The sequence below is a fragment of the bacterium genome (assembly GCA_024742285.1).
Taxonomy (GTDB): Bacteria; Myxococcota_A; UBA9160; order UBA9160; family UBA4427; genus UBA4427.
On the sequence record JANSYR010000001.1, the window covers coordinates 621969 to 635510 of the forward strand.

Annotated in this window: 13 protein-coding genes; 9 read left to right on the plus strand and 4 right to left on the minus strand. The window is 63.7% G+C overall.

Annotated elements, in window-relative coordinates:
* Window positions 1–14: 14 nt before the first annotated feature.
* A complete protein-coding gene (locus NXI30_02720; GenBank protein MCR9093108.1) occupies window positions 15–404 on the minus strand; it encodes an alcohol dehydrogenase catalytic domain-containing protein in 390 nt (129 codons plus the stop codon).
* A gap of 197 nt (window positions 405–601) precedes the next feature.
* Here NXI30_02720 and NXI30_02725 point away from each other — a divergent pair, with 197 nt between their 5' ends.
* Both NXI30_02725 and NXI30_02730 read left to right on the plus strand, forming a co-directional pair.
* Window positions 602–1276, plus strand: coding sequence for a TetR/AcrR family transcriptional regulator (locus NXI30_02725; protein ID MCR9093109.1), 675 nt, complete (start codon window positions 602–604; stop codon window positions 1274–1276).
* A gap of 5 nt (window positions 1277–1281) precedes the next feature.
* Window positions 1282–3102: an NAD(P)/FAD-dependent oxidoreductase gene (locus tag NXI30_02730; GenBank protein ID MCR9093110.1), complete on the plus strand. Its 1821-nt coding sequence runs from the start codon at window positions 1282–1284 to the stop codon at window positions 3100–3102.
* Between the two features lie 699 nt (window positions 3103–3801).
* Here NXI30_02730 and NXI30_02735 read toward each other — a convergent pair.
* Window positions 3802–4980 carry a cytochrome P450 gene (locus NXI30_02735; protein MCR9093111.1) on the minus strand — a complete coding sequence of 393 codons (1179 nt, stop codon included), beginning with the start codon at window positions 4978–4980 and terminating at the stop codon, window positions 3802–3804.
* A gap of 955 nt (window positions 4981–5935) precedes the next feature.
* Between NXI30_02735 and NXI30_02740 the strand changes: the two genes are divergently transcribed.
* On the plus strand, window positions 5936–6895 hold the full coding sequence (locus NXI30_02740) for an AraC family transcriptional regulator (GenBank protein ID MCR9093112.1): 960 nt from the start codon (window positions 5936–5938) through the stop codon (window positions 6893–6895).
* 3 nt (window positions 6896–6898) lie between these two features.
* Here NXI30_02740 and NXI30_02745 read toward each other — a convergent pair whose 3' ends face one another.
* Entirely contained in the window at window positions 6899–7561 is a 663-nt protein-coding gene (locus tag NXI30_02745) for an START domain-containing protein (protein MCR9093113.1), read from the minus strand.
* 319 nt (window positions 7562–7880) lie between these two features.
* On the opposite strand from NXI30_02745, the gene NXI30_02750 reads away from it, so the two are divergent.
* The 4 genes from NXI30_02750 to terL all read left to right on the plus strand — a co-directional run bounded on the left by NXI30_02750 (window position 7881) and on the right by terL (window position 12098).
* The gene (locus NXI30_02750) at window positions 7881–8651 is read left to right on the plus strand and encodes a hypothetical protein (GenBank protein MCR9093114.1); all 771 of its coding nucleotides are present in this window, start codon (window positions 7881–7883) and stop codon (window positions 8649–8651) included.
* An 89-nt stretch (window positions 8652–8740) separates the two neighbouring features.
* Window positions 8741–10183: a site-specific DNA-methyltransferase gene (locus NXI30_02755; GenBank protein ID MCR9093115.1), complete on the plus strand. Its 1443-nt coding sequence runs from the start codon at window positions 8741–8743 to the stop codon at window positions 10181–10183.
* Window positions 10180–10632 carry a DUF5681 domain-containing protein gene (locus NXI30_02760; GenBank protein ID MCR9093116.1) on the plus strand — a complete coding sequence of 151 codons (453 nt, stop codon included), beginning with the start codon at window positions 10180–10182 and terminating at the stop codon, window positions 10630–10632. The genes NXI30_02755 and NXI30_02760 overlap by 4 nt, the downstream gene beginning before the upstream one ends.
* Window positions 10629–12098, plus strand: a complete 1470-nt coding sequence (terL, locus tag NXI30_02765) for a phage terminase large subunit (GenBank protein MCR9093117.1) — start codon at window positions 10629–10631, stop codon at window positions 12096–12098. The genes NXI30_02760 and terL overlap by 4 nt, the downstream gene beginning before the upstream one ends.
* 10 nt (window positions 12099–12108) lie before the next feature.
* Here the strand turns inward: terL and NXI30_02770 are convergent, their stop codons facing one another.
* Window positions 12109–12393 (minus strand): helix-turn-helix domain-containing protein, encoded by a 285-nt coding sequence (locus NXI30_02770; GenBank protein ID MCR9093118.1) that lies wholly within the window; start codon window positions 12391–12393, stop codon window positions 12109–12111.
* A 117-nt stretch (window positions 12394–12510) separates the two neighbouring features.
* Between NXI30_02770 and NXI30_02775 the strand changes: the two genes are divergently transcribed.
* The gene (locus NXI30_02775; protein MCR9093119.1) at window positions 12511–13023 is read left to right on the plus strand and encodes a hypothetical protein; all 513 of its coding nucleotides are present in this window, start codon (window positions 12511–12513) and stop codon (window positions 13021–13023) included.
* A gap of 173 nt (window positions 13024–13196) precedes the next feature.
* On the plus strand, window positions 13197–13367 hold the full coding sequence (locus NXI30_02780; protein MCR9093120.1) for a hypothetical protein: 171 nt from the start codon (window positions 13197–13199) through the stop codon (window positions 13365–13367).
* Window positions 13368–13542 lie beyond the last annotated feature (175 nt).

The window sequence follows — 13542 nt, forward strand, 5'->3', positions numbered from 1 at the left end:
AACCGACCAGTGCGCTACTGGCCGTTGCCCCCGGAGTCATGCCGGTGGACAGGCCAGCTGGAAGATGTCTGTGGAATAGAATCGTGCCGATGAAGCGGCGGCAGCGAGGCTCGGCAGACCTCGATGTCCTCGTCTCTGGGCAGATCGCGTTCCTCCACGCGGATCAGCGGAGCCGGCAGCGAACGTGCTGCGACGCATCGTGGGCCGAGCCGATCGCGATGCGCGCACGTCCCACAGTTTCTGCGGGTGGCGAGCACGACGCGATCTCCGGTCGCGAGGTGATTCACACGTGGCCCGATTCGTTCGACCGTGCCCGCTCCCTCGTGCCCGAGGACGGCGGGGGTTTCGAACGGAACCGTTCCGTTGGCGACGCTGAGGTCGCTACGACAAGCCCTCGACTCCACGATCCGGGTGGAGACCCCGCCGCCGCCGGGCTCGGGCACCCCGAGTCTCTTGCGCACCCGTAACTCATTGCCACCGCTGGAGATTCTCTTCACACGGGCTCCCCTTGCCTCCGGTCCGGAGGTGCCCGCGGTCCCTGAGGGTCTCGTCGGGCGGAGATCTTTGTTTACTTATTTGTCTGTAATCGTATACTTTGGCAATGCCGTCGAGTCACGATAGATCTCCGCATCGAGACACAGCCGCCTACCGCCGTATTCTCGCCTCCGCCGAGAGCTGCTTCGGAACGCTCGGGTTCCGCAAGACGTCGGTCGTCGACATCGCGGCGGGCGCGCAGGTCTCGAAGCCCCTCGTCTACCGCTACTTCGAGTCCAAAGAGCAGCTCTACGAAGTCGTGATCAGCCGACTCGTGAAGACCTGGAACGACGAACTCTTGCGCGAGCTTTCAGCGGCGATTGAGGCCCCCGCCGCCGAGGACAGCGCGGGCGTCGCAGAGGCGCTTCGCCGGATGCACCGCGCCTCGCTCGACTACGCCCGCCGCAGTCCACTTCTCAGAGGCCTGCTCGCAAAGGAGAGCCGACTCCTGCTGGCGTCGTACAGCGACATCGTCGAGCGGACCAACGCGACGCTGAAGGCGCAGATCAAGCAATGCCTCGAGTCCGGAATCACCACGGGCGAGGTGCGACTGGACCTCTCGGTCGACGCAATGGCCGACGCGGTGACGGAGATCCACCTGGCCTATGCCGAGCGCGTCGTGTCCGGAACAGAGAAGCCGAACGCAGAGCGCCTCTCGCTGGATGCATTCGAATGTCTCCTCTTCGGAATCTGTCTGAGGGTCAACGATTCCGATACGAATCCCGACAAAGGACGGAAGTGATAGCGATGAAGCCTTCTCGACTTACCGCCAAGAACCTTCTCGAACTGGACGCGGACTTAGCAGCCGCGCGCGAAAAGTACCGTCGAGAGCGGGACAAACGACTGCGAGCAGACGGCCCTTCGCAGTTTCGCAAGATGGCAACCAAGGGAACACACAACGCGATCGACCCGTACGTTGAACCGGGCTTCACAAGAGAGCCGATCGAAGATGAACCCGAGGTCGTGATCATCGGCGGCGGATTCGGTGGCCTCCTCATGGGCGCTCGGCTCCGCGAGGCGAAAATCGACGACTTCCGGATCGTCGAGGCAGCGGGAGACTTCGGCGGCACCTGGTACTGGAACCGCTATCCGGGCGTCCAATGCGACGTGGAGTCGTACGTATACATGCCACTGCTCGAGGAGCTCGGGTATGTCCCTACGGAGAAGTACGCACATGGACCCGAGATATTCGCGCACGCGCAGGCGATCGGCCGCCACTACGGCCTCTACGAACGTGCCGTCTTCCAGACCCAGGTGCGCGCGCTCGATTGGGACGAAGAAGCGAGGCGTTGGATCGTCCGCACCGACCGAGACGATCGCATCCGCGCGAGATTCGTCTGCATGGCAAACGGACCCTATTCGACCCCGAAGCTGCCAGGGATTCCCGGACTCGACGACTTCGCCGGACACGCCTTCCATACGAGCCGCTGGGACTATGATTACACCGGGGGCGACACGACGGGGGGCCTCACAAACCTCGCAGACAAGCGGGTAGGTGTGATCGGTACCGGAGCGACGGCCATCCAGTGTGTTCCCCACCTTGGCCGCGATGCTGGCCACGTCTACGTGTTTCAGAGGACGCCGTCCTCCGTTGACGTGCGCGACAACGCTCCGACGGATCCCGACTTCGCAAGGACGCTCGAGCCCGGGTGGCAGAGACGGCGAATGGACAACTTCAACATTCTGATGGACGGCGGAGCGCAGGACGAAGATCTGGTCGGCGATCGATGGACCGAGCTTACTCGAGGCCTGTACGACGTCCTCGCGACCCTCCCCAACGCGGCTGACCTCACGCAAGACGAGATCGCACTCATCGCAGAGCGAGTAGACCTCGAGAAGATGGAGCGTGTCCGGGCACGGGTCGACGAGGTCGTCGAAGATCCTGCAACAGCGGAAGGCCTCAAGCCTTGGTATCGGTACCTGTGCAAACGCCCCTGCTTCCACGACGAGTATCTGCCGACATTCAATCGACCCAACGTCACACTGGTCGATACAGAGGGAAGGGGCGTGGAGCGGATCACCACTCGCGGCGTCGTGGCGAACGGACGCGAATACGAAGTCGACTGCCTGATCTTCGCGACCGGGTTCGATGTCAGCACGAACTACACGCGGCGAGCTGGGTACGAGGTAGTGGGACGCGGCGGGCAGAAACTGAGCGACAAGTGGGCTGAGCGCACGTCAACATTCCAGAGTTTCTTCACGCGCGGCTTCCCCAACTGCTTCTTTATGATGGGATTCCAGAGCGGGCTCACTCCGAACATCCCGCATACCATCAATGAACAGACGCAGCACCTCGCCTACGTCATCCGCGAAGCGCTGAATCGAGGGGCCACGACGGTCGAGACGACACAGCAGGCGGAGAACGCATGGTGCGCAGAGATCGGAAAGGGAAACAGCTTCCTGGAAATTCAGGCGAACTGTACTCCCGGATACTTCAACGACGAAGGGAAGGTCGGCGAGAGCGAGGGCTGGCTGGCTGGCTTCTACCCGGAAGGCTTCGAGGCGTTCTTTGCGCTTCTCCGAGATTGGCGGGCGAAGGGCCAACTCGAGGGACTCGAACTTTCCTAGGTCACGGCCGTTCGTTTGGGGGGATGGCCGCCAAGACATGGGCCCGTTCGTACTGACGTGCGGCATCGCCGATGGCAAGCCCGCAGCACATCGCCTTCTCGCCGAATCGCCATCGCCTGCAGGTCCGAACTGCGCAGGCAGGTAACAGCGCTACCGGTCTGATCGAACCATCTCGCGGTTGCGCTCTCGCCTCTCTCGTCGGCGGCTCCGGTCCGGAAAGTCCTCGACCCGATCATCGCTGTTGACCGAGACGCGATTCGCGTCCCGGGCCTTTGCATGCGATTACAACGCGCAGCGTGAACGCTCCTCGGGCCAATCAGATGTGGATGTGCTGGGAATCGCGAGGAGCGGCTCCTACGCCTGGGCTCATCGACATCGCTCGGACCGGGCGATGGAAGACAAGCGCCTCCTAGACCTGATCCCCGAGTCGTACACTTCGAGTGACAGTATCTATAGAGGCCCTCGCGTCTTCCTCGATCTTCGAGAAGCCGAAGAGCGTGTCGGGCGAAAGCGGGTCGCTCGGAGAAGCGAAGCAGCAGGACCTACCCCACCAAATCGGCGACAACGACCCGCCGATTCGAGAGTACGCGAACGAATTCGTCTCATTCCGATCCTAGTCCCACGACAGACACGAGGAGCGAGAGGACTTCCAAGCTCGTGCTTGCCGAGACAGCCATCTCGATCTCTCCCGGCCCGTGCTCAAAGGCTCTCGAATTCGACGTTCAGGTGCTCCGGACCGCGGATGTTGAACCCGACAATCCGAGGAGTCTTGCCGGATTGAATGCGCAGGCCGCCCAGCCTATCGAGCAACGCGTTGAGCCCGATCTCCGCCTCGAGCAAGGCCAGCCGCGAACCAGCGCAGTAGTGTCGCCCAATTCCGAAAGCCAGGTGGTCGACGGCGTTTCGATCGATGTCGAAGGAGCCCGGATTCGAGTATTTGCGTTCGTCACGGTTCGCCGACCCTATGTGACAAAGGACGGTGGTGCCCCGCTCGATTCGGACACCCCGCAGCTCCACGTCCTCGACGGCCTCGCGACCGGTGGTCGCCAACGGTGATTCCCAGCGGAGCGTCTCCATGAGTAGCAACGGGACGAGAGAGCGGTCTTGAACCACCCGCGCGGATAAACTCGGAGAGGACAGGAGCGCACAGAGCGCCGAACCAATGAGGTGATACGTCGTTTCCGCTCCAGCGAGCACCAATAGGCGAACTATCGACGCTACGTCAAGCTCGCTCAATCGGTGCCCATCGACCTCTGCTGTAAGAAGACTTCCAATCAGACCTTCGCCTGGGTGGCCCATCTTCTCCTCGAACACCGGCACAAGCGCTGCGCGAATCTGCTCCGACGCTTTCATCCCCCGCACAGGGTCGCTCGTGACGAGCATGAGGTCGATCGAGAGCCTGTGAAACTCCTGCACCCTTTCCGGCGACAACCCTAGAATCTCAACCATGACGGTCAGTGGAAAGGTGAACGCGAAATCGGCGCACAGTTCCGCGTGCCCCGCACCCGCGAACGCATCGATATGCTCGTGCGCGACTCGCTCCACGAGCCGAGGGAATTCTCCGCGGAGCGACCGGGGAGCCAAGGCGGGCGTCACGAGCGCCCGATGGCGCAGATGCGCCTCGCCGTCCATTCCAAGGAGAGTCGGACCCACCGCAAGCCCGAGTGATTTCTGAATCGCAGCGTTCGAGAATCGCTCGTGGTCTGCAAGAACCTCCCGAACGTCGTCGTAGCGCATCACGAACACCTTCGAGCCGCCGTCAAGAGCCACGATGGGCGATTCATCGCGAAGATTTCGGTACAGGTCGTACGGATTCTCGACCGGCGCGAACGGCCCGAGCGCCGAAAGTCTCTCGAGCTCGGTCGCTGCAGAGTTCACGGCGACGTCTCCGCGGCGAACGTCTTAGCGACGAAGCCACGTTCAACGACCGGCTCGAAAGCTGTCAGGCATCGGAGCTTGGGCGTCCGCTGCAGCTCCGCAAGCGGGTCTCGTAGCCCGTCCTCCCAATCTTGAGCCGGGAGCCAGGCAGCCGAATGTGCCTTCCTCCGCGCCTCTCGGATCGCGCGAGCACCCTGAGGACTGAAAGAGTGGACGTTGGAGGACAGAAAGCTCGGGAGTACAAGAATGGGGTTCGTGATCTGGATGAACATCATGTGAAGCAACGCTGCTTCGCCAGGTAGGTCTCGCGCCGAGACTCTCCTCGCATGCAATCGGGTGTGTGCAAACTTCTCGCGCACCATGAACACTTCCTGGTCATCCGTGAGATGCTCCGCACCAAGAGGCGCATCCGCGGTGATGTCCAAGAGACCTTCGGCGCAGAGTTCCTCGTCCCTCGTCCATGCAAAGTTGGCATGGCCGAGACGTTCAGGCTTGAGTGGCCCTAGCGCGCCCCGGTCTTTCAACGTGCCTTCGGGCCGTCTCGTTCCGAGGAGAATTGGCGCCCCGCTTGGGTCACGAGCGAATCTCGAGAACAGTCTGTTCTGCGAGGTCCCGGTCAAGGAGCCGACCATCTTCGCGCCCGCCGCGGTGTCGCACGGGTCTACGAATACGCGAGCTAGAGTTCGCATCGCCCGACTCGAGCGATTTCTCCAATGCTCCATCTCTAGCCTCCATCCGTCGCCAAGCGAATCTACCTGCACGCCACAGCCGTAGACTACGGCTTGCAGAAGTATTCCTCGTGTCCACTGAGGCCTCTTTTCATGTCGGCCTGGGCCAGGCGTGCTGGGGGCGAATTGGAGTGATTGGCACCTGGGCTCCGGAGTCGTACGCTTCTTCAATGAGGCGACAACTCACGCCCCAGGGGCCAAGCAGCTCGTTTCAGCGATACAGCGTCTTGCTGCAGCACCTGCAAGACCTCGAGCTGGACGTTGAGCAGATCCTCGCGGAGAGCGGGTTTCCTCCGACCTTCCTTGAGGACGCGACCAGACGCGTGCGGCAATCCCAAATCGATTCGCTTTGGGAGAAGGCAATCGAAGCCTCTGGAGATACGCTGCTCGCGCTTCGGGTGGGAATGCGGTCTGAGTTGACCACCCTCGGAATCGCCAGCTACCTGGTCGCGGCAAGCGATTCCGGGTGTGACGCGGTGGAACGGATCTCTAGCATCAGCGACCTCTACCGAACGGCTGCGCGAATCGAAGTCTCGTTCGAGACCGGCCTTGCGGCTCTGCAGCTTCTACACGACTCCGAGTATCCCCCCGGCCGTGCGGATAGTGAGTTCGGCATCGCTCAGACCGTTCGTCTCAGCTCGCTACTCGACGTAGCAGGGGGTCCTCCAGTCGGGGCTCGCTTTCAGTATTCGGCCGCCGCGAGCGTCGCTGACTATGAAGCGATACTCGGTCTGCCCGTCCGGTTCGACCAACCACAGAATTCGGTCGTGTTCCCGCTATCGACCTTTGAGTCGCCGTTTCCGAAAGCGGACGCGGGGCTTCGCACGATTCTCGAGCAGCATGCTGACGCACTAATGCGCGAGATCCCTAGAGAGAATTCGTTCGCCGACCGTGTTCAATCCGCAGTCGCAAGAGTGTTGGCGAACGGGAGCCCCGGAGTCGAGGATGTCGCGACTGCGCTTGGCATGAGTTCTCGTTCTCTAAAACGAAATCTACAAGCGGAGGGCCTGACGTTCAGCCAGATCCTCGACGACCTACGCCTGGGCTTGGCTCTTCATCTGCTCGAACACGACGACCGACGCATAGATGAAATCGCCTATCGATTGGGCTTCTCCGACGCGAGTGCATTTCACAAGGCTTTTCGGCGGTGGACCGGAAAGAGCCCATCTGAATACAACAAGACCTAGTGGCTAGTGGGAGCCGTCACATCTCCGGATCATGCATTGCTCGTTCAGTGCATCTCTTAGGGAGGAAATGTTCTCGAGCGCTCTTCTTCGGATGTTCCCCCGAACGAGCCAACCAGGAACAGCGGGGCCTGGCTTGACCCGCTGGTGGTATTCCACGCGGGACCGACCCTTTGGAAGCGGACTCATCTTCAATTCGGTGTCCGACTTCGTGAGGCGCACAACTCCTGGTTTCGGCGGGGGGCCCTCGTTCTCGAGAGCCGTAGAAGCGACCAGATAGGCACCGTCTGGAAGCGCAGATCGGATGACCTCCACGACGAAGTCCCTGTTCGCCAAGAGCGGAACGTGAATCTCGACGTGTTTCAGGACGCGTTGGTCTCCCGATTCGAGAACCACTTCTACCTTTCCTGATTTCGCCTTCGACGCGCTCCCAGCCCGCAAGAAGGCCGTTTCGGCGACAACTATGGGTGGGAACGGGAAGATCGCTTCGACCCGATGCCGGTAGAGCCCGGCTTCTGCATCAATAGACTCGTAGAGCTGGGATTGCTCCTCGACGAGCACCCAGTGGGTTTCCGCCGCGGCGATAGTCGGCGCGGCGCGAAGGCAGACCGCCGTCAGCGCGAGTGCCACCGCGGCCGCGAGCAGGGGGCGCCACGAAATGTCGTCCATAGGAAGTCTACTCACTTGGGCAACCATAGGGTCGGCGCGAGCGCCAGTGCATGTCTCGAGAAGCCCAATGGATTGTCCACTCAGGCCATGTCGCCTCGTGCAGAAGCGCGGTCGTCGACCCCGTATCCTAGGTCGACGTTGGCGAGAAATATCGTGATCGATGGGCAGTCTATGGAATCCAGGTTTGCGCCCGCGCCGCGACAACCTTCCGTAGACGAGCAGATTTCTGGTCCTGCACGCAACCCGCACGAAGAGTTGGCTCGAGTACGCGTCATCACGCAGCGAATCCGCAACTCGGCCGCAGACCGCAGGGACTCGAATGGACCCGATTCGCGAGAAGGGCTATCACGGCCACATGCCGTTCCTCCCGCTCGATCAACCTGATCCGCTGATGGCCACGATGGCCATCATGCACTATCCGGGACAGGATGATCTCGAACGGGCGCGCGCCCGCGCGCTTGCATCGCGGCTCCTCGCGGAGCCACTCAAGGCATTCCACGCCGACGGCCAACGACTCGGCTATGACCAGCTCGCCGAGATCGCCACCGGCGCGGGCGAGTCGATCGACGACCTCGAAGATCGACACTTCGGCGGAACGGCGATCGGCGAAGTGTTCAAGGTGCTCTTCGCGCTCCACAACACCGAACCCGTCCTGGCGTCGTGGGAGAACGCGATCAAGATCACGCGCGCGCATGCCAGGAGGCACGAAGTCGCCGCGTCTCGCTCGCTGATCTTGAAGCACCGACAACGCTTCCATTCGGTCGCGCACCTCTGGGCCGCCCTGAGCCTTCGCGAGAATCGCTGGACGACCGACGAGAGCTGCGGCTATGAGGGCGCCCACGACTTCGCGTACTTCCTCGAAGAGGCCGAGACGCTGAGAAGATGGGGACAGCATTGGCGCCACCCGCGCGAGGGATCCGAGCCGCCGCTGCCGAAAGATGTCTGGCGGGTCCCGCAGGACTGGTCACCGCCGGAGCGCCAGCCGGGATGGCCGACACGACCCGGGCGCATCCCGATGGTCTTCATCGACGAAGACGTTTTGCGGGACGCCAAGATTCGCCGACCCGGTCGTCCCAAAAACTCGAGCTAAAACCCTGTCCAGTTTCCACTGGACAATTTTTCGCACAGTTCTGGGTACTTACGCTCCCTCGCTCGAACCCTCAGCGAAGGAGATCGGCCATGCCCGACCGCATTCATTCCGTTTCAGCTCGACCCGACACCACCAATCTGAAGGCCTCGACCAGCGACCAGAATCTTCGGATCGATCCCCGCCACCCCGACACCCTCACGCTTCGCTCGACCAACCCCCGCACCCACTCGCAGCACCAGATCCGTCAGATCGCCGGATCAATCCTCGAGTTCGGCTTCCTGAACCCGATCCTGATCGATGCGAGCGGGACGGTCGTCGCTGGTCACGGGCGTGTCCGCGCCGCGCGCTATCTCGGCCTCATCGAGATCCCGACGATCCGAATCGAACACCTCACAGAGGCTCAGATTCGCGCCTACGTGATCGCGGACAACAAGCTCGCCGAGAACGCGGGCTGGGACCGCGACCTGCTGGCGCTCGAACTCCAAGGGCTTGCCGAGATCGACATCGACTTCGATCTCGAGGTGACGGGTTTCGAGACAGCGGAGATCGATCTCTTGATCGGCGGGGACGCGCTGGACAGCGAGACGGATCCAGCCGATGCCCCAGTGGATCCCGACGCCGCCGGGCCGATCGTCTCCCGCCCGGCCGACCTCTGGCAGATCGGTCCGCACCGCCTCCTCTGTGCCGACGCCCTCGACGGGGCCGCCTACGCGCACCTCCTCGGCGAGGGTCGCGCCCAGGCCGTCTTCGTCGACCCGCCCTACAACGTCCCGATTCAGGGCCACGTCTCGGGACTCGGCCGGATCCAGCACGACGAGTTCGCAATGGCAAGCGGGGAGATGACGCCGGCCGAGTTCGAGACCTTCCTTGAGACGGCGCTCGCGCATCACGCCGCGTTCAGCCTCCCCGGCGCGCTGCACTACGTCTGTATGGACTGGCGGCACGCCGGCGAGCTGATCGTGGCCGGCGATGCCGTCTACTCCGAGTGCAAGAACATCTGCGTCTGGGCGAAGACGAACGCCGGGATGGGATCGCTCTATCGATCGCAGCACGAGTTCGTCTTCGTCTTCAAGCACGGGACGGGACCGCATATCAACAACGTCGAGCTCGGCCGCCACGGTCGGACCCGAAGCAACGTTTGGAACTACGCCGGCGTCAATAGCTTCGGCCCCGAGCGCGAGGGCGGGCTCGGCATCCACCCCACTGTGAAGCCCGTCCGCCTCGTCGCCGACGCGATCCTCGACTGCACTCGCCGCGGTGACCTCGTGCTCGACGGGTTCGCGGGATCGGGCACCACGCTCCTCGCGGCCGAGCGAACCGGACGCGTCGGCGTCGGCCTCGAGATCGAGCCGAAGTACGTGGACGCCGCCCTGCGTCGCCTCGAGGAGCACGCCCTGCTTGAGGCGATCCACGTCGAGTCGGGGCGGAGCTTTTCGGAGATTGCCGCAGAGCGCGCCGCGGAGCCCGATCCGCCGATCGAGCCTGACGACGAGTCGGAGGCCAGCGCTGCCGATCTTCAGGTCGTCCGATGAGCGAGTCAAAGACGCCGCCCGAGGCCGACTACGAGGTCGGATACGGCAAGCCCCCGAAGCACACCCAGTTCAAGCCGGGCAAGTCCGGCAATCCTCGCGGCCGCCCGAAGGGCACGAAGAACCTCAAGACCGACCTGATGGAGGAGCTCGGCGAGAAGATCGTCGTCCGCGAGGGCGAGGAGACGCGCCGAGTCAGCAAGCAGCGCGCGGTCGTGAAGACGCTCGTCGCCAAGACTTTGAAAGGCGATGCCCGATCCGGGCGCCTCCTCACGGGTCTGATGATGCGGCTGCTCGATACCGGCGAGGACGCGCCCGGCGAGATCGAGCCGCTGCACGACGACGAGCTGGAGATCCTCGCGGCCTTCGAGGCGCGGCGGGCGGGCCGTGACCACGCGTCGGCGCGGCCGACTCTCGGCGAGATAGCGGACGACCCGGAGGACCCGGAATGAGTCTCAACGATCGCGCTCTACTCCACGCCCTCCTCCGCCACGACCTCGTCGCGTTCACGCAAAGGGTCTTTCAGACGGTCGTCCCGGGCCAGACCTTCGTGCCCAACTGGCACATCGAGGCGATCGCCTACGAGCTCGGCCGAGCCATGCGCGGCGAGATCCGGCGCCTGATCATCACCCTGCCCCCGCGGAACCTGAAGTCGATCTGCGCCTCGGTCGCCTTCCCGGCCTACGCCCTAGGACACGACCCCTCGAAGCGGATCGTCTGCGCGAGCTACTCGCAGGACCTGACGGCGAAGCACGCCCGCGACACACGGGCCGTGATCACCTCGGACTGGTATCGGCAGCTGTTTCCGCGGACCCGGATCGACCCCAAGAAAAACGCCGAGACCGAGTTCGAGACGACGGCCAAGGGTTACCGGCTCGGGACCTCGGTCGGGGGCACCCTCACGGGTCGCGGCGGCAGCCTGATCATCATCGACGACCCGATGAAGCCCGCCGAGGCGCTCTCCGAGACCAAGCGTGCGGCGGTCTCGGAGTGGTACGACTCGACGCTCACCTCACGGCTGGACGACAAGAAGAAGGACGTGATCATCCTGATCATGCAGCGGCTCCACGTCGACGACCTCGTGGGCCACGTCCTCGAGAAGGATGGGCAGCACTGGGTCCACCTGAACCTGCCGGCGATCGCCGACCGGGCAATGGACGTGCCCCTCGGCGACGGCCGCTTCTATCACCGAGCGGAGGGCGAGATCCTGCACGCCGAGCGCGAGCCCCTCTCGGCCCTCGAGGAGCTGCGGTCGGCGATGGGCAGCCAGTCCTTCTCGGCGCAGTACCAGCAGGCCCCGGTACCGCCGGGCGGCGCTCTAATCCAGCGTGATTGGCTCGCGACCTACGACCGCCTCCCGGAGCCGAAGCGAGGCGATCGGATCGTCCAGAGCTGGGACACGGCGTCCAAGGCCAACGCATCGAATGACTACTCGGTCTGCACGACCTGGCTGATGTCGGGCAAGGACTACTACCTGCTCCACGTCGATCGGCGGCGACTCGAGTTCCCCGACCTGAAACGGCGTATCGTTGCACTCGCCGAGGCGAGGGAGGCAAAGACCGTCCTCATCGAGGACGCCGGATCGGGCATCTCGCTGATCCAGGAGCTGCGCGACGAGGGCAAGGTGCGACCCATCGCGATCAAGCCCGACCGAGACAAGATCTCGCGACTCGAAGGCCAGAGTGCGGTGATCGAGGCGGGGCGCGTGTTCCTGCCGGCGAAGGCGCCCTGGCTCGACGAGTTTCTCTCGGAGGTCCTCGCCTTTCCCTACGGGCGCTACGACGATCAGGTCGACAGTCTGTCGCAATTCTTGACCTGGGCGGCCAAGGAGCAACGGCGGCGGAAATCGATCCCCGTCGCGCCGATTCTATTCACGATCGATCGGCAGCTCGGGGGGCCTGACTTCGGGTTCAGCTAGCTGAGGCCGGCTATTCGATCCCTTCGACGAGGTCGGCTAGGGAGACGCCCAGGGCGTTCGCGAGATCGACGGCCGTCATGAGCGTCGGGTCGACCTGACCACGCTCGATCAGCGAGACGTGAGTGCGGTGAACCGAGGCTTCGGCTCCGAGCGCCTCCTGGCTGATCTCCATCTTCTCGCGGAGACGTCGGAGGTTCGCCCCGAAGACGGCGGCGCGCTCGCGGCGACGCCTTGCCTTGGCCGGATCCCGCGGCCGAGATCCGCTTCCTCGAGTCTTCCGCCGCGCTGCCGCCATGGGCGTAAAGCATCGATTTTGCAGCAAATTTGACTACAGCAAAGTTGCTGAGAGTCCGACATCGGGAGCCATGCGGACGGGGAGTCCACCCCTCCGACGAGACCAGGAGAACGACCCATGGCCTCTCGAATCGCTCTCACGGCCCTCGCGGCCCTCTTCCTCGCCGGCTGCGCGGCGACCCCCTATCAGCCCAATGGCCTGCGCGGCGGCTACTCCGAGGTCCGCCTCGGGACCGACACCTACGCCGTCACCTTTAGCGGCAACGGCTACGCAACCGAGACGCAGACTCGATCAATGGCCTTCCTCCGCGGCGCCGAGCTCTGCCGCGAGGCGGGCTACCCCTGGATGGCCGCGGTGAAGGACAACTCGAAGGTGAACCGCGACGTCCGCGTGACGCCCGCGCGGACCCGGGTCAGCACCTACGCCCACACGAACAAGAATGGCCGCTACACGGGCTCCTCGGGCTACGTGACGAGGACGCCCGAGAAGACTCGGGTGACCGAGCGACCGGTGGCGCAGCTCGAGATCCGATGCCTCCGAGACAACCCGAAGAAGGACCGGCGGATCCTGCACGTCGAGCAGTACATCCGGACGGTCGGGCCGCAGTTCGGGGTCGCGCTCAACGACTAGGGCACCCGGCCCGCACGGCCTGGAGGGCCTCCGCGACACGCGCTGTGGCCTGCCGCGCTCGCGCCAAGGACCCGGCGGGCCATCGAGCGACAGCTAGCCTCGCCGCCAGGCGTGACCGGATCTGTCACGGGGATCATCTCCCATCGACGTTGACTACCGAAAGGGAGAATCACATGAGCTTCTTCAGAATTCGCGTCGCCGCGCTCCTACAGCGACGCCCCGGCGCCGAGTGTTGCGACTGCGCCGAGCAGGCCGAGTTTCGACCGGACGATCAGCTCTGGACGATCCACAACGGGTCGATCGTCTACTGCCCGCGGTGCGCGGAGTACGAGGGCCTCTACTAGGAGCGTCCGGGAGGTCTGAACCCAGGCCTCGATGGCGGCTCGCCGTCCCTCTGATTCGCGGCGTCGTCCGCCCTTTCGGCTCCGATTGCCGAGGCATCCAAACGCCGCGAATGGAAGGCGAATACCGTCCCGGAGACACGCGTCTCTCCCGGATTCGCCTTGACTCCCCTCCCTC